Annotated in this window: 7 protein-coding genes and 1 pseudogene; 2 read left to right on the top strand and 6 right to left on the bottom strand. The window is 64.3% G+C overall.

What is annotated here, in order from left to right; all coding sequences use genetic code 11:
- Nucleotides 1–744, top strand: a pseudogene (locus G8O29_RS16000) (DUF2793 domain-containing protein); the annotation flags it as partial.
- Nucleotides 745–970: 226 nt separating this feature from the next.
- Here the strand turns inward: G8O29_RS16000 and G8O29_RS16005 are convergent.
- The 6 genes from G8O29_RS16005 to G8O29_RS16030 form a co-directional block, all read right to left on the bottom strand.
- Nucleotides 971–1732, bottom strand: coding sequence for an HNH endonuclease (locus G8O29_RS16005; protein WP_166404235.1), 762 nt, complete (start codon nt 1730–1732; stop codon nt 971–973).
- Nucleotides 1729–5640 carry an Eco57I restriction-modification methylase domain-containing protein gene (locus G8O29_RS16010; protein ID WP_166404236.1) on the bottom strand — a complete coding sequence of 1304 codons (3912 nt, stop codon included), beginning with the start codon at nt 5638–5640 and terminating at the stop codon, nt 1729–1731. The genes G8O29_RS16005 and G8O29_RS16010 overlap by 4 nt, the downstream gene beginning before the upstream one ends.
- A gap of 2 nt (nt 5641–5642) precedes the next feature.
- Complete coding sequence (locus G8O29_RS16015; protein WP_166404237.1) at nt 5643–8405, bottom strand: DEAD/DEAH box helicase; 2763 nt, start codon at nt 8403–8405, stop codon at nt 5643–5645.
- A 4-nt stretch (nt 8406–8409) separates the two neighbouring features.
- A complete protein-coding gene (locus G8O29_RS16020; protein WP_166404238.1) occupies nt 8410–13581 on the bottom strand; it encodes a DEAD/DEAH box helicase in 5172 nt (1723 codons plus the stop codon).
- A gap of 7 nt (nt 13582–13588) precedes the next feature.
- A complete protein-coding gene (locus tag G8O29_RS16025) occupies nt 13589–14464 on the bottom strand; it encodes a BrxR family helix-turn-helix transcriptional regulator (RefSeq protein ID WP_166404239.1) in 876 nt (291 codons plus the stop codon).
- Nucleotides 14465–14585: 121 nt separating this feature from the next.
- The gene (locus G8O29_RS16030) at nt 14586–15740 is read right to left on the bottom strand and encodes a tyrosine-type recombinase/integrase (protein ID WP_166404240.1); all 1155 of its coding nucleotides are present in this window, start codon (nt 15738–15740) and stop codon (nt 14586–14588) included.
- A 216-nt stretch (nt 15741–15956) separates the two neighbouring features.
- Between G8O29_RS16030 and G8O29_RS16035 the strand changes: the two genes are divergently transcribed.
- Nucleotides 15957–17396, top strand: coding sequence for a DUF6880 family protein (locus G8O29_RS16035; protein WP_166404241.1), 1440 nt, complete (start codon nt 15957–15959; stop codon nt 17394–17396).
- The last annotated feature ends 6 nt before the right edge of the window (nt 17397–17402 follow it).

Genomic DNA, 17402 nt, shown 5'->3' on the forward strand with positions numbered 1-17402 from the left:
CCATGGATCGACGTGATGCGCCCCTCGGGTCGGGACTTCCCCCTGCAGCCGCATTTCGGAGTGAACCGCATCGCGACCTGGTCGCCCTCGGTCACGACGACAATCACCACCGAAGGTCTGCCCATCACTTCGGTCGGCACAGTCTCGCATCCCACCCTTGCTTCGACCAACCTCGCGGCATCGATGCGCCGCTGGCGGCTGACCTCGGCGGCAGTCGCGGACTCGGTGGCCGACCAGCGCTCCGCAGGCTGGGCCTGCTGGCGCGGTAATGCGGCAGGCTTGGGCGGGTGGACCTTCGTGACGCGAGTTTCGCTGACAACGCTGCAGGCCACCGGCATGGGCTTCTTCGGCCTCTACGGATCGACGGCGGCGCTGGCCACCACCCTCACGCTGGCGGCAGCCATCAACTGCATCGGCATCGGCTTCCAGCGCGGCACCCACACCCGTTGGCAACTGGTCGCAAACGATGGGACCGGCGCACCGACCCTGACCGACATGGGGGCGAGCTTTGCCATCGCGACGGGCGGCGTGCTGACCCTGTTCATCGCCGCGCCGCCGAACAGCAGTTCCGTCTGGGTGCGGGTGGTCGACGAGGTATCCAGCGCGATCTTCGAGCAGGAGATCACCGCCGACCTTCCCGCCGCAACCCAATTCCTGTCGCCCCGGCTCTTCCTCAACACCGGCGCAACAGCGGCCGCTGTCGCCTACGACTGCGCCGGGGTTTATCTGGAGACGGACTTCTGATCCGGCTTCATGGAGAATCAACTCGAGTGAAGCCCGGGCCGGGCGACATCAATACGGGAAGCGCCGAACGCCTTAACCGCCGCGCATCGCACGGCCCGGTTCACAGGTTCACGGTTTCAAGGAACGGCAGGGATTCGTTGCGCCGGAACAGTGGCACGGCAAGGCGGCACCTGTCTCGTACGGCGATGGGCACAATTGTGCACCTGTCAGCGGATCGCGCGAGGTTTCACGGTTCGATGTCCTCAAAGGCTTCCGTCCGATGCCAGACAAGGCGGGCGCGGTGTTTGTCGGTGAGCGGGATGGGCGATTGCCAGCGCAGCTCTGCGCGCGCCGTTTCGCTCAGCTTGGGTGAGAATTGAGGCAGTCCCTCTTCATCGAAGGTCACCAGCCCTCGGTCGAAGGCGGCGTCCCACAACGCCGAGAGCAACAGACCGTTGTGCACGTCCAGCCGTTCGGAGTCGGTGGCGCAATCCTTCCAAGGGATGATGTGGCTGGCACGCAGCAGGGCTGGATCGGTGATCCCGGTCAGGGGGCAGCGACCTTGCCAATAGGTCATCAACCGATCGCGGAAGATATCCTGGCCAATGCGCTGGATGACCAGCCGCTCGGCCTCGGTGCTCTTGGGCAGGTTGGCCACGGCGGCACGGAATTCCTCCAGCGGGCCGTCGGGCAGCGTCACGCCCAACTGGTAGACCCGGGGCATCACGGCATAGAGCGCGGTCAGGTTCGGGAAGGCATAGCGCACGAGGCCCGGGCCCGGCACGTCGGCCTTGGGCAGGTTCAATTCCTCGACGATACCAAGGTGATCGAGGGCCAGAAACCAGGGCCCGTCATGCCCCGCCGCCGCGAACCACACGGTGCCCTTCGCGGTTGTCGACCCATAGCGCGCCCAGCCTTCCGCCTCGCCCAGGGCGCGGCGATAGCCGTTCTGCCAGGCGGCCTTCCGGCATTCCTCGCTGACGACAAAGCTCTGGGGCGACTGGATCATCCCATCCCCATGGCCTTGAACTCGCCACTCGCTTCCATCCGGTCCCAGGCGGCGAGGACGAGGCGGCGGGTGCGGTATTCGCCGTGGTGGCGGATTTCCTTTTCCTTGAGGACGCGGAAGGTTTCCGAGGGGTAGTCGGGGCCCTTCACGTCGGCGGGATCGAGGATATAGCGCAGCTCGTCGCGGGTCAGGCCGTAGGCGCGGGCGTAGAAGGCGTCGAGATCGGCGCGGAGGTGGGCGCGTCGGTCCTCGTCCCAGGCGAAGGGCGGGCCGTCATGACCCAGATCGCGGGCAAAGGGGGCGAGGGTGTGCGAGGTGTAGGTGAGTTCCAGCACCTTCGGGGTGATAAAGGCGAGGCGGAGTTCGGTGTAGAAGCTCGGCGCAAAAATCGGGAACTGCTTGAGGTAGCCATATGTCAGGTGCAGACCTGCGACACCATTTCGAGCTGTATAGTCCGTCACCAATGCGTTCAAGTTCGCGTACAGTCCGACGAGCAGTGCGGTAGTGGCGGTAGAGAACATAAGCGGAAGGGTATGGCCGACTGCCACGCGGGGGATGACGGAAAAGATCGCGGTCCGCTCGTTCGTTGCTGCCGTTACGTCTTTCCACCCAAGAAGCCATCCCGCCTTTGTCCGCTCGGACAACCTATCTTCAAGATCAGATTTTGTAACCCAGTAAAATGGTTCGACATCGAAACCTGGATCTGCGTGTTCTTCAGGCGTTGTCTCAGGAAGGACACGATACCCTCGATCATCGCCGCGCGCGCCATAACCCGAAAACCGGTGATCGAACTGGTGGATCATCTTCGCCTCGTAAAGCGGCACCAGGCGGTCGGGGCCGCGCGTCCAGTCGGTGCCGTCGCGGGCAAAGCCCTCGGCGGCCAGCTGAGCGGCGGTGCGGAACAGGGCGCTGTCCGAGGTCATGTTGAACAGACCCTGCCGGAACGCGACGCCCCAGGGGTTGCCCGCCGCGCCCCGCCCCTCGTCGATCAGCACCGGGGCGTTGCCGTAGATCTTCGCGGTCAGCGCGGCATCGGCGCGGCTGCGGAAGACCGGCGCGGTGCGAGTGTTGGGGTTGATCGCGGCGATCTGATCGGGCGAAAGGGTGAAGCTGCGCTCGGGTTCGGTCCGTTGCGCGGGATCGGTCAGGAAGAAGGCGAAATGCGCCTCGGGCTCGTCGCGGCCGAGGGTGAGCAGGGCGAATTTCATGCGGCTGTCCACTGCCGGGAACAGGCCCGCGCGGTTCTCGAAATCCACCAGCCGCGCCAGCCGCCGCGTCTCGACCAGATGGGCGAAAAAGGGCGCGGTGGTGGCATCGGTGGCGATGCCGGTGGGCACGATGACCCCGGCCCTCTGGCGGGCGAGATCGGCGAAAAGCTCGGCGAACAGGGCATAGGTGTTCACCTTGCCCCGCGCCGTCAGGTCGAACCGCCCCGATTCCCGGGCGAATTCGTTGGTGGCCTCGAACTGGCGCTTGTCTCGGACGAAGGCTTGGAAGGTGGTCGGATCACCGGTTTCCAGCGCGGCGATGGCGCGCTTGCGTGCGGCCCCAGCGAGGGCGGCGATCTCGGGTTTCCAGGTGGCAAAGTATTCCTCTTCGCCAAGCTGCATCACCTCCCACGGCGGGTTGCCGATCACCACGTCGAAGCCGCCGCGGGCCATCACGTCGGGGAACTCGAGCGGCCAGTGGAAGGCGCGGGCGGCCCGGGCGGCGTCGATGGCGGCGCCGAACAGGGGGCCATAGGGCGGCACGCCGCGCAGCCATTCCCAGAGCGTGCCCGAGGTCGGCACCATCTCGGCCCCGCGCCGGGGCAGGCCATCGGGGCCGGCGTGCGGGCCGCCCCTGAGCCTGGGCAACAGGAAGGCCGCGGTGCAGAGGTCGCAGGCGGTTTCAAGTTGCCATGCCGCGGCCCCCTGCGCCGTCAGGGCGCGCAGGCGGGCGGCCTTGGCCTCGATCTGCGCCAGGGTTTCCTCGGGCATGGCGCGCAGGGCGGCGAAGTCGCGCATCAGGTCGCGCGCGCGGTTGAAGCCGAAGCCGGATTCGACCTTTCCGCGTTCCCTGCGCTCGCGCTTGTTCTTGTCGGCATAGTGTTTCGCCACGGCCTTGTCGTCGCCGGTCAGCGGCTTGTAGGCGGCATCGGGGATGCCGTCTTGCAGCACCTTCAGGTCGAACACGCCCAAGAGCGCATCGCCGCAGCGGATCTGCGCGTCGAAGAAGCCGAGGGGAAGGCCGGGGTCCACCGTCTCGATCCAGAGCGCGACCTTGGTCAGTTCCACCGCCATCGGGTTGCGGTCCACCCCGTGCAGGCAGGACCGCGCGACATCGCGCAGGGCATGGCGGAAATCGGCGAGCGAGGGCGTGCCATCGGCGCGGATCCGCGCGAGCCGCGTTGCGATGCGGCGCGCAGCGGCCAGCAGGAAGTGGCCCGAGCCGCAGGCGGGGTCGATGACCGACAGTTTCAGCAGGGCCTTGGCGGGATCGACCGCCTCGGCCTCGGTCCTGTCGAGCACGGGGTCGAGCGCCGTGTCGAGCAGCGCCTGAACCAGGCTGTCGGGCGTGTAGTAGGAGCCGGTGGTCTTGCGCTGGTTGCCCTTCTGCTCGGCGGCCTCGGAGGCGAAGACCAGCGTCTTGCCGTCGTCGCCCAGCTGCGGCTGCAGTTCGAGGAGGGATTCGTAGACGGAGCCCAGCTCCTCGGTCTCCATCGCGCGCCAGTTGACGGGGACCATGCCGGTTTTCTGGTCAAGCCAGGACAGGCGGTAGAGCGCCTCCATGAAGGCGCGGTTGCGCAGGCGGGCGGTTTCGAGGTGGGGCAGCATGGCGCGCGCGAACAGGCCGCCCAGCGCCGGAAGGGCGAGCCGCTCTTCGCCAAGGGCCAGCGCACGGAAGACGATCTTGATGCCCTCGTAGCGGTCGTGATGCTTGTCCCACGAGGCGGCGCGGGTGCATTGGGCGCGCAGGGCAGCGAGGCTGTAGCCCTCGGCGTAAAGCTTTCGGGCGTCGGGCTTGGCCTGTTCGGGGTGCAGAAGGTTGCGATCCTCGGCCACCATCAGGAAGATGAGCCGGTAGACGAGGCGCAGGAGTTCGTTGAACCATTCGGTCAGGTTGATTTCGCCCGATGTCAGCTTGTCGCGCAGGTCGGGGTTTGCCTCGAGGAAGCCGGAGCCGAGGACCTTGAGCGCGAGCTGGACCTGGACAGCCAGGCGGTCGCGGGCGACCTCGCCTTCCTTGGACCCGGCATCGCGCCAGCGCTCCAGCGCGCAATCGGTGGCCGGGCTGCCCGCGACGCCAAAGCGGCTGCGGTGGATCAGCAGCCAGAGGACGGCGAAGGACGCCGCATCCTCGTTGGTAAAGATCTGTGAAAGGTCGGCCTCGATATAGGCCGGGCGGGTCAGCGAGGCGTTGTCCCGCATCAGGCGGATCAGGGTGCCGTTGGTGACAAGGCCCCACAGGGTATCGTCATGTTCGTTCAGGTGGTCCTGAAGGGCGAAGGCGGGCGAGCGCGTGCGGTCGGTCGAGAGGGTCGCGCTGCGCCGGTCGAGTTTCTCGTCAGAGGGCGGAACGACCACGATCGGCACCCTGCCGCCCGCGATGAAGGACAGAGCACCATCCGCCGGGACGAGGTCGTCAAAGCCGAAAGTTTCCTGCAGGAAGGCCTTTACGAAGCGCCGCGTTGCATCGGCCGAGGGGTTTGCAATCCTGGCGAAAGTATCGAAATGCGACTGGCCGACGCGGAAGGCGGTCGAGATTTCCTCGCGGATCGTCAGGCCCTTGCGAATGCGATAGTCGGCCTCGGTCTGCTCGGACGCCTCGCGGCGGTCCACGCTGGCGACCATGGCAGGTGCGATCAGATTGCCCTCGAGGCTGAGAGACGGCCAGGCGGACATGTCAACGACGGATTTGCGCGCCATGATCAGACCTCGCTCGGCATCAGGACGAAAAGACCGATCACATCCGGCGGCAGAACAGCCTCAACCGTGACGCGGGATGCCGATCCGGCGGCGGCGCGCAGGCGGGCATGATCCTGCATGAGTTCTTCGGCACGGGTTCTGACGAATTCGGCCAGCGGGCCGTCGAGCAGGGCGGGCAAATCTTCCTTGGCTTTAGCGATGAAGCGGTCGCGGGCTGATGGCGCGAGGTCAGCATCCGCAGGCGTGTTCAGAAGTTCGCGGGCCGCTTCGCCTGCAGCGACGATCCGGCCACCCTGTATCGCGACAAGGGCGGCCTCCTCGGCCAGGAGCAGGCGCTCCTTCCGTGCATGGACGGTCAGCTTGAACCGGATCCGAAGGAGCGCCAGCCGGGTCATCTGCTGGACAGCGGAGGTGGGCCAAGCACCAACCCGGCCGATCCCGAGACCGGACAGCGCCTCCGGATCGAGCGAAGCCTCTACAAGCGCCTCTGCAAGGGTTGCGGTCAGGGGATGCGTCCTGGTGAGCAGCTCGGTTCCCGACGGTGCCGGTTCAGTCATGGCAAGTCGGACCGAGCCGGTCAGGTTGCGTTGGGCCAGACGTTCTTTAAGGCCCGCCTCCAACGCATGGACATGGGCGATCAGAAGCGTCTTGCGCGGCTCCAGCGGCACACCGAAACGCGACATTGCCCGTTCGATGAATTGCTTGGCATCCTCTGGAGATCCCAGAAGGGTGCGGACTTTCTCCCATTCCGGGGCAACCTCCTGTGGCTTCATCGCATTCTGGGCGAAACGCGCGCGGGATTTCTTTTCGTTCTCGGAGGCATCACGCCACCGCGCCTCCATCGCCCGGGTGCCGTCTTCAAGGCGCAAGTCGAAGGCCAGCTGCTGGGATTTTCCCTGCCGCAACATGACGGCAGCCATCAGGGCGTCCGTGACCGGCCCACGCTCATCCGGCAAAGGAACGGTGATCCCAGTCGCCTTGCGGATTTCTTCCGCCTTGCGCAACACGACATCCAGGACGGCCCCGTCGATGGCGCTGTCCGGTGAGAACATCATGATCGAGCGGACAAGCGCGGCTGGCTGGCCGAAGCGATCAACCCGCCCCTCGCGCTGCTGATGCCGGGTGGGGTTCCAGGAAAGGTCGTAGTGAATGACGGTATCGAACAACTGCTGAAGGTTGATCCCCTCGGACAAGCAGTCGGTGGCCACCAGGATGCGTTGGACTTCCTTCTCGTCGTCTGAGGCCATTTCGGCTACGCGGTCACGGCGCTCGTCGGGCGTCAGAACGCCTGTCACAGCCTCGACGACCAGCTTGGGAAATGCCTTCCGCAGGCCATCCCGAACGTGCTCGGCCGTGGCCAAGAAGCGACAGAACACGACGGGATTTGCGCCCTTCTTGATTAGCGGTGTGAGAGCATCAATGAGGGCCGCAAGCTTCGGATCGGGCTTGTGGATTAACTCTTCCGCTTGGGAGACCAAAGCCAGAAGGGCCGGATCCGTGTCAAAGCCGGTCCCGGGCTCGATATCCACCGCGTCTTCGTCATCGGAGTCCTCGTCGTAGATCTGCGGTTCAAGCCGGTCGCTTTCGTTGGATATCCGGTTGCGGAGCGCACTGAGGGCGGCGGCTGGCGACGAACCGACACAGCGCATCAGGGCGAGCGTGCCCCAGAAGGCCAGACGCCGTTCCCGAAGCCCGGAGCCCGCGCGCGCGACGACTCCGAAGCAGTAGTCGAGCACTGCGTCCTGGAAATCGAGGTGCGCCTGCGACAACCGGTAAGGGGACTCGGTGGTTTCATGCTTGGGGAAAGCGCGGTTCTCGTCCCAATCGCCGGAAATAAGATCGATCCTTTGGCGCTGCACGAAATGTCGCGCCAAACGTTCCCGGTAGCGGGCGTCCTCGAAGTTCATTGTGCCGAAGGACGGGTCGATCAGCGAAAGCAGGCGGCCGAAAGCATCTTCGTCGCCAGAGTGGGGCGTTGCCGTGAGAAAGATCATCCGGCGCTCCGGATCGCGGGCAAGCCCAGCGAGAAGTTCGAATCGCTGCTGCTTGCCTTTGTGCGTGCCCACAGAGGCATGGGCTTCGTCCACGATCACGAAGTCAGGGCAAGCACGCGCGAAGCCTTCACGGCGCTTTTCTGCCTTGATGTAGTCGAGGCTGACCACGGTGTAGGGGTAAGCATCGAACAGCGTCTGGGCTAGCGGAAGGCCGCGTTCAAGCCGCGCGGCACTGCCTGATGTCACGGCGACCGCGTCGATCCCGAAGCGATGCTTCAGTTCCCCGACCCACTGCTCGACGAGGTGCGGTGGGCAAAGCACCGAGAAACCATCGACCTCGCCGCGGTCCATCAGTTCACGGAGGATGAGGCCCGCCTCGATCGTCTTCCCGATTCCGACATCATCAGCGATCAGAAGACGGGGCACCTGCAGGCGAAGCGCCATCAGCAAGGGCACGAGTTGATAGGTTCTGGGCTCGAAAGCCAGTTGCGCGGCCGAACGGAAAGGGCCCGCTCCCCGACGAAGGGTGAGCCGCATCGCATCTGCGAGGAGTGCTGCCTTCGCCTGGACAGTCGGCACCGCATCGGCGGGCAAGTCGAAACGTGCCGGGGCAACCGGCTGGGTTTCAAGCGAAGGGTCGAGGATGACCGTGTCATTCTCGCTGCCGGAAAGAGGGCGTAGCGCCAGAATACCCTCGCGCGGGGACGGCAATGCCACCCACTCCCGCCCACGGGCGCGCACTAGGTCTCCGGGAGCAAAATTCACGGTCATCAGATCAATCCTTGAACATCGAAATCAACGCGTCGGGCAGTCCGTCCGCGCAAGTCTCGGGCAATTCGAAAAGGGTCCAGCCCTTGGCGTCAGCGATCTCTCGCGAAGCTTCGGACAGGGCGCTGGTGCAGGCAGCAACAAAATGGGTGCGCCAGGCAAACCGCAACTCCTGGTCGGCAAAGCTGACGGAAGCGCCATCCGGGGCCGGGATGCCCGCATCCTTGAAGGCTGCGGCCCATCCGTCGACATCGGCATGGCGTGACGAACCGGTAGCCAGAACGATCTCACCCCGAGCCAGATCGATCAGCATCTGCTTTGCCTCGGCGCTGGCGCGGTCGATCAGCTCGTGATCTGGCTGGTTGAAGTAGGACAGCAGGCAGCGATAGCAGCCCCGGACACAGGCGCCACTTTCCCGATCCACAAGGAGCGACGCATCCCCCGCAGCGATGGCGTCATCGACCTTGTCGAAATGCATAAGGGAAAGAGCCTCCCGTGCGACCTTGCCCAAGGCGTGGGCGTCTTCAACGAGGCGGTTCAGGACGCCGGCACCACCCTCGGTCGCTTCATAGGCAAGGATTGAACGCCGGTTGTCCCGGGCGGGCAATGGCTCGCCGAGGATCTCGCCCTCTTCAAGCTGATAGGTGACAGCGATCCCGCGCAAAAGCGCATGTTGCACCGTCGCGATCGTTTCAGGGGCGTAGGCATCCGGATCAAGTAAGCGGAGCAGCAGCGCGTTCTTGCGATCGCGCACGATCGGCACGATGCGGACCGGTCGCACGACATCGGGCGGCACATCGACGTCCGGTTCCTCGTCTTCCGACTTTGCCCAATAGCCACTGCGCGGATCGATGTTGAAACCGAAGACCGTCTGGTTCTTCCGCCGTTTCAGGCCCTTGTTGATGCGGCTGATCTCGGCACTGTTGGCATACTGCAGGGCGAGGATGGATGTCTCGCCGCAACGGAAATCAGCCTCTGTCACCTGGAGCCGCCCATCCTTTCGGGGCCAGGAGAACACGGTCTGGATATCGAAGCCCTGTCGAACGCGTTCCTCGTCATTCGCGGTGATCCGGTCCGCAGGTGCAGCCTCGACGTTGTCAATCCGAAGCGTCCGCTGCACCGGCACTTCGCCCGCCATCGGTGAGTTGCAGGCGTGACATCTTTCGACTTCACCTTCGTGGCAGGCGCCGCAGTTGGAGCAGATAAAGATGTCCTTGGTGGCCAATTCCGAGCCATCCCCAGTGCGGACCTCGGGCGGCAGCTTGGCCTTCATCACCCTGTAAGCCCGGCCCTCATGGTAGATCAGGCTGCGCGGTCCGAACTCGGAAATCGCAAGGAACCTTGCGCGTTGCAGGAAGGAACCGGCTTTGCCCTCACCGGGGACGAAGGCGTACAGCGGCAACCGCGGGAAGTTGTATCCCGGCAGGAAACCTTCGGTCGCAAGGTATCTGTAGGAATAGAAATCGGATCCATTGGTGGCCTTTCCCTGTTCGAGGATCGCGATCTGGTCGCTTGCCTGCATTTGGGCGGCCTTGATCTTTCGCCGGTCTGCAGCGGAGAGGCCCGTGATCTCAGAGCGGCTGTTCGCCTCCATCAGCTGGGTCCGCGCCGAATTATAGAGCTCGCGCCAGCGATCAAACGCACGGTCGAACTCTTGCGGCGCGCGCATCGCGACCTCGAGGATGAAATCGTCCTCGTCGCCGATCCACGCAGGCTTATTGCCGTCCGTCGATGCAAGTATCTGGTCCAGAATCCGCTTCATCGGCGCGCGCGCTGCCGTTGCGAGGCCTGGCCGGTTGATGACCTCGATCACCTCTTGTTTCAGCGGGTACTTCGCTTCCTTCAGCTCAAGGATTTCAGGGATATCCGGCGAAAGAGCCAGCTTGGCCTCTGCCAGCCAAACGGCGTGCAAGTGCGAGCGAACCAGTTCCTCATTGGTGATATCGAGCGCGGGCGGCCGGACAACTCCGGCCACCATTTCGGTGCGCCGCTCGAAGAAATACTGGTCGTGCGGAGACTGCGCCGCGCAGTAGGTGACGATAACCGCTGCCTGCCCGGATCGACCGGCCCGGCCTGCCCGTTGTGCATAGTTGGCAGGCGTTGGCGGTACGTTGCGCAGATAGACGGCATTCAGCGCTGAGATGTCGACGCCGAGTTCCATTGTTGGTGAGCAGAAGAGCGCAGGCAGGAACTGATCGGACTCCCCGGACGCCTTGATTTCGGCTGCGTTCTCCTTGAGCTTCTCGCGATCGTCATCCTCGAAGCGGAACCGCCACTCCCGCCACTCGCGCTGTCTCTGCGAAACCTGAGCGGTGTGTTCACGACCTTCCAGACCCCAATATGTGCTGCGTCCCCTTTTCAGGTCGGTCGCTATGGCGTTGTAGAGACCGTGAAAATACCGGTTACCCTGCGCCCGCCCGGTTCGGACCGCCTGTCCCGGAACAAGACGAACAGCCGAGGGCGACAACCGCCAACCGAGTAGATCGGCCTCGATCTCGACAAGTGAGGCCAGACCCTCGCGTGCCATCAGTTCCAGAAGGCCGGTCATCACGGTCAGGTATTCGTCCTTGTTCAGTTTGGTTCCGATCACGCTCTTGCGGTTGATCGACCTGCCGATCCGGGAGTTGTGCCCTGCGCGGATGATGGTCTGCTCTTCGCGTAGCCCGACCCGATCCTTTCCGGGTGCCTGCAGGAACAAGGTGGACCGGCTTCGGGGCGTTTCCTTCTGATCGATGGCCCAAGGCGCTCGCAACAGGTTTCGCGATTTTTGTCCGACCGTGTCGAGAACGGTCAGATCAAGGGCCTCGGTGCTGACGGCCAAACCTTCCAGCATCGCGCCAAGAATTTCCTTGAGCAGCTTCTTGCAGGCTTCCGCGCCCAGATCCCCGAGCGCTGGATGCACCGCCATCAGGGCTTCCCGGTCTTGCGCGATGTCGTCGAGTCCGATGAATTCGACGTCGATCAGCTTCAGGACCGACAGGCTGGGATTGGTATAGCGCCAGCCCCGCCGCAGATCCGTCCAGACCCGGTGGGCAAGAACCTTGGCAAGGGATCGCTGGGCATCCTCGCGCACCACGGCCCCGGCTTCGGGATCGAGCATCCAATGGATGCGCGCGTCCTTGTTCGCTGCCGTGAAGCCGAGCGCTTTCACCACTCGCAGGCCGAACTCATCCTCTGCGATACCGTCCGAGCCCGCATCGATCACAGCACGCAAGATGGCGCCGCGCAGCAAGCTCACGAACAGGTAGTCGTTGAAGTGACCTGCCTGAAGGGCTGCGTCCTGGCGGTTGTCCGTGAACCCGAGCAGCTTTCGCTTCTCGGCGGGAACGCCGCTGCCATCGCCGTTCATCCATTCAAGGGCGGTCGATACAAGGTGCGTGGTTGCCGAGCTTCGGCCTTCACCCGATAGGCCCGCAAGTTTGCTGCGCTCCCGCATGCTGGGATGGGTTTGATCGAGGCAGCAGGGACAGAACCCGAACTTGCCCGGGATGAACCAGAAACTGACGCCGTCCGGGCTGTAACGTCCATCGGGTCGCACGGTGACCTGCTCGGGCAGTCGGCCCTTCCGGTTGGCACGCAGGCGTTCGACACCATTGCGCTCTTCACGCCAATCCTCGGGGTAGGTCTCCACCTCGCCGGTGAAGGCGTAATCCGGGTCATTCCCGCCAACGGGCGTCAGATAGCCGGCGATATCGCCGTCTGGGTCTGCGATTGGTGTGTCATCAATGTTTCTGGGCAGGAAGCGAAGCCCGTCGGCATCCTCGGACTTTGTAACGACATGGACTTCGTGCCCGCATTCCCTGCAGAATCGCGTCGGATAGAGGCGGTGGCCTGGCGCATCGGGGTCTTCCAACTGACCCTCGAACATGACCCGCCGAGGGCGATCGGTCAGCGTCGTGAAGATTTCTCCGGCGCCTGAAATGAAGCGATGCAGCTTGAATGCAAGGAAGGCGGCTGACCCTTCGCCGCCGCGCTCGGTTTCTGGCAGGCTGACGCGCGTCAGGAATTGCTCGAACCCAACCCGGCAGGTTTCCTTGTCGAGACCGCTGTCCTGCGAAAGTTGTTCAACAGCATCGTCGAAGGGGACAGGCTTCTTGCGCTTCAGTTCCTGCCCGTCATCAAGGCCTATCGCCAGCTCGGCCCAGACAGCGAGTGGATGGCGCCGCAGCGCCTCATCTGTGAGGGTTTCCGGCAGGTCGCTTCCAAGTGCTGTCGCAAGCTGCGGCCGAACATCTTCCAGCTTCAGGCGATCATCCGTCGCGCGTTGGAGGGACTCGTCGATGACGGCATCAGGGCCGATCGAGGCACCGAACAGGCGCGAGGCGACGTCAGCCACCGCTTTGGCGCGACCAGCCTCCGATCCTTCGCTCGCCATCGTTGCAGAGGTGCCGATGCAGATCGGCGCTTTGGTCGGTGCGCAGCGGTTCCGGAGCCGGCGCACGAGGATCGCCACATCGGCGCCCTGGCGCCCGCGATAGGTATGCAGTTCGTCGAGCACGATGAACTCGAGCCCGCTGGCGTTGTCGATGACTTTGGTATCAAGGGCGTCCTGCCGTGTCAGGAGCAGTTCGGCCATCATGAAGTTCGTGAGCAAGATATCGGGCGGATTGTCAGCGATCCGCTGGCGTTCTTCCTGGCTTTCCTGACCGGTGTAGCGTCGCACCACCGGCTTCAGCTCGTCCGGCAACCCGGATTGGGTAATGAACTTCTCGATTTCCTTGATCTGGCTGTTTGCCAAGGCGTTCATCGGGTACACGATGATCGCGCGCGTCTTGCGCGGCTGTCCGGCCTTGCGCGAACGAACGATGGCATCGACGACAGGGACGAAGAAGCACAGGGATTTCCCTGAGCCTGTGCCCGTCGTCACGACGAAGCTTTGACCCGCTCGCGCCTTGGCGATGGCCTGCGCCTGGTGCCGGTGAAACCGGATGGGCGTGGCGCCAATCCGGAAAATCCGGGCCGTTGCCTCGTCCAGATCCCCCGATGCGACAAGGTCATCCACCGTGGGGCCTGACAGGAACCTGGGGTTCAGCGAAAGCAGGGCGCCGGGCCAGAAGCGGGCGTCGTCATATTGGCGCTTGACCTCGGCGGCGATGTCCGGTGCCCGGATGGTGCTGAACGACCGCGAGAAGCGCGCATAGGAGTCGATGAGATTGTGGTCGAATTCAAAAGCTTTCATGGAAATCCTACTGCTCTACTGCTTGACGCTGGCGGCCGAGGACTAGGGCACTGTTCAAAAGCACGATCTGCTGATCCTGCGGCTTCCTGGCGGCCGGATCGGTATCGAGGCCAAGCCGCCGGAGCGCATAGTAAAGCAACGCGCGTCGAACCCTGATATCGGCCTTGCCACTGATCATGCCGTAGTCGAGCGCGATCACCTCAGCCTGCGTGTCGGAAAGAGCAGGGTGGGGGCCGATTTCCAGCGTTGCGAAGGTGTGCCAGTCCTGATCGTTGAAGGCCAGAACATCGGACGCTCGCGAGCCGCGGATGTCGATGATCCGGGACAGCAGGAAGTCCTTGAACACCTCGTCGCCGAAGCAGAACGCACGGGCGTGCCAGCGGAAGCCGTCGAACGCGATGGCATGCGGCGCGATCCAGCGCCACCGGGGCTCCGGGTTGGACAGGGATTGGTACTGTACCTCGATCGCCTCGGATCGGCGGATCGCGTCGACCACGGAGCGAAGGGTTGCTGGATCGACGCCGCGCGCAGGGGTGGGTGCGGAATCATAGGCAGGTAGTCCTGCGATCCAGCAATCGTCCTGATCGAGGATGCCGTCGGCGACCGACCGCAGTTGCGCCAGGTATCGACCGGCATCCAGCTTGTCGAAGACCGGCCTGAAGCCCGGCTGGCGCACATAGGTCCGCAGGCTGCGATCGTAGTCCATGTTGTTGGGGGCGAGGCCGATGTAGCGGCTCAGGTCGGATGACGCCTGGTTCACCGACAGCCCGAACTGCTCCATCACATCGCTGCGGTTCACATGCCCCTCCCAGAACAGACGGAACTCGATGAACTCGAGCCTTTGCTCGACCCCCCAACGAAGTTCCGACCTGTCGTTGCTCACCACGCTCTCCCGTCATCGGTCGATGCGCATGGAAATTATGCGCGCCCAATTTCTGGGCTTTCTTAGACCGTAGCCGCGCGATGCTTGGGGATCAATCGAAAAGGGAAGGGTTGGCGCGCAATTATCCCAAGGATTGCCGCAGGTTCTGCGCGACCGCGTCGGCAGCCATTCGCACTGGTTCCGCCGCGAGATGGGCGTATCGTGCCGTGGTCTGGACCTGGGTATGGCCGAGGAGCTTGCCGATCATCGGCAGTCCTTGACCCGACGCCACGGCCGTGGAAGCGAAAGTGTGACGCAGGTCATGGATACGGACGTCCTTGACCCCTGCACGGGCACGGGCGCGCTGCCAGAAGGGTTGCAGATCGCTCAGCGGCTTGCCGGGCAGAGTGCCGGTGATCACCCATGGGTTGCCGTCGATGCGCTGGGCGTCCCGCAGCAGGTCCGCCACTGGCTGACCAACGTGGACGACCTTCGCCCCAGTCTTGGAATCCGGCAGGCGCAGGGCAGGGACGTCGAGATCGACATAGGACCACTTCAAGGACATGATCTCGTTCAGGCGGCACCCTGTCAGGATCAGGAGGCGCACGGCGAGGATGGCCGAGGGCAGTTCAACCCCTTCCGCCTCCATCTCGCGCAGCACCTCGCCGATCCGGCGCAGCTCGGCCGCGCTCAGGAACCGTTCGCGCCTTTGCTCGGGGTACTTCCGGATGTGCTTGCGCGGGTTGGTGCCGTCCGGACGCAGCCCCCACATCTCTGCGAGGCTGAACATCTTCGAGATCACCTCGAGGCAGCGGTTGGCCTGATAGGGGATGTGGCGCAGGTCGTGGTGGAATTTGGCGACATCCGCCCGCGTAATCCCCGTGACCGTCAACTGACCGAGAGCGGGCAGGATGAACCGCTGCAGGTTCCGGCGATACTCCTTCCCCGTGCTGGCTTTCACGCGGATGGCGATGTGTTCCTTGTCGAACCGTTCCGCTAGCTCCTTGATGGTGATCGCCTTGCGCCCGGCGTCGCGCTCGGCCGCAGGGTCTTGCCCGCTGCGCGCGGCGGCGACGATGGTGATGGCGCGGGTGCGTGCCTGTTCGCAGGTCAGAACCGTGCTGGGCCCAAGGCTGATGCGCCGGGACCGGCGCCCGGCGCGGTATTGCACGACATAGCCTTTGCGCCCGCTTGGCAGCACCCGCAATCCGAAGCTGGGGATGTCGGTGTCCCAGATGAAGTATTCGGCGGCTTGGGTTTCTGCGGCATCGACGATGCGCTTTGTGAGTTTGGGCATGGGCGGGTCTTCCGGGTTGACTGGCTTCCACAGTGCGCAACGCAGAGGGCTAGTCAACGAACACATTGATATTACGTGGAAAAAGGAAAATCCAAGTAATGCCGCGCAGGGGCTGAATCGCAGTCGTGGGCGAAAACTCTGGCCAGAGCGAATCAGAACGCAGGTTCCGGTCGCCCTGTCGCGCTGCTAAGGTCCGCGAAAAGAACTGGAATCCCGATGGTGTCAAAATCCACCCTCAATGCAAAGAACCTGGAGGCGCTGGGCGCCGAACGCCTGGCGCAGCTGCTGATCGAGATCAGCGCGGGCGATGCAGCCGCCAAGCGCAAGCTGCGCCTTGCCTTGGCCGGAGCGAAAGGGCCGAGGGAGGCGGCGCGGGAGATCACGAAGCGGCTGACCAGCATCGCAAAGGCGCGGACCTTCGTGAACTGGCAGAACCGCAAGCTGCTGGTGAAGGACCTCCAGACCCAGCGCAGCGCCATCATGGAACAGATCGCCCCACATGATCCGGATGAGGCGCTGGCGCTCTTATGGCGGTTCATGGGGCTGGCCACGCCGGTGTTCGAACGCTGCGACGACAGCAGCGGCACCGTCATCGACATCTTCCACCAGGCCTGCGCCGATCTGGGCGAGGTGGCCAAGGCGGCAGGTGCTGTGCCCGAGGCGCTGGCGCGGCAGGTTCTTGATGCACTGCAGGACAATGGGTTTGGCCAGTATGACGGCCTGATCGCCATCATCGCCCCGGCGCTTGGCCCCGAGGGCGTAGCGCATCTGAAGGCACTGGTCGAGGAGCTTGGGCGCACGCCCGTGACGGTGCCGCCAAAGAGCGAATGGCAGGCCGTCGGCTGGGGCAGTGGTGGCACGCGCTATGCCCACGAGATGGAAGAGCGCGCTCGGCAGAGCACGGTCGAGATGGCGCTGAAGGACATCGCCGACTTGCAGGGCGATGTCGATGGCTTCATTGCGCAGTACGATCCCAAGACCCGCAAGGTGCCAAAGATCGCGGCCGAGATCGCGCAGCGCCTGCTGGCGGCGGGCAGGGCAGGGGACGCGCTTGGTTTCATCGAGCGGGCCGAGGTAAACGACGCGCGCTGGATCCCGCCCGAGTGGCAGGACGCGCGTCTTGCCGTGCTGGAGGCGCTTGATCGGAAGGATGAGGCGCAGGCGTTCCGCTGGGCGTGTTTCGAGCGCGACCTGTCGGGGGAGCACCTGCGGGCCTATCTGAAGCGTCTGCCCGATTTCGAAGACATCGAGGCCGAGGAGCGCGCGATGGCGCACGCCGCCGGGCACGCCGACCTTCTGGCCGCACTGGACTTCTTCCTGAACTGGCCAGCGCTTGCCCATGCCGCGCGATTGCTGATCGACCGGCAGGACGAGGTTGACGGCGATCACTACGAATTCCTGGCCCCGGCTGCCGAGACATTGGCCGAGAAGCATCCGCTCGCCGCAACAGTGGCGCTTCGGGCGATGATCGATTTCACGCTGACCGAGGGAAGGCAGAAGCGCTATGGCTATGCCGCCCAGCACCTGGCGACCTGTGCCGATCTCGCCGGACGGATCGAGGACTTCGGACCGGTCGAGCCGCATCACGCCTATGCCGCGCGCCTGAAGACGGAGCATGGCAAGAAGACTTGCTTCTGGTCGCGGATGGACGGTTGATTGCCG

This window comes from Rhodobacter calidifons, from assembly GCF_011174775.1.
GTDB lineage: Bacteria > Pseudomonadota > Alphaproteobacteria > Rhodobacterales > Rhodobacteraceae > Tabrizicola > Tabrizicola calidifons.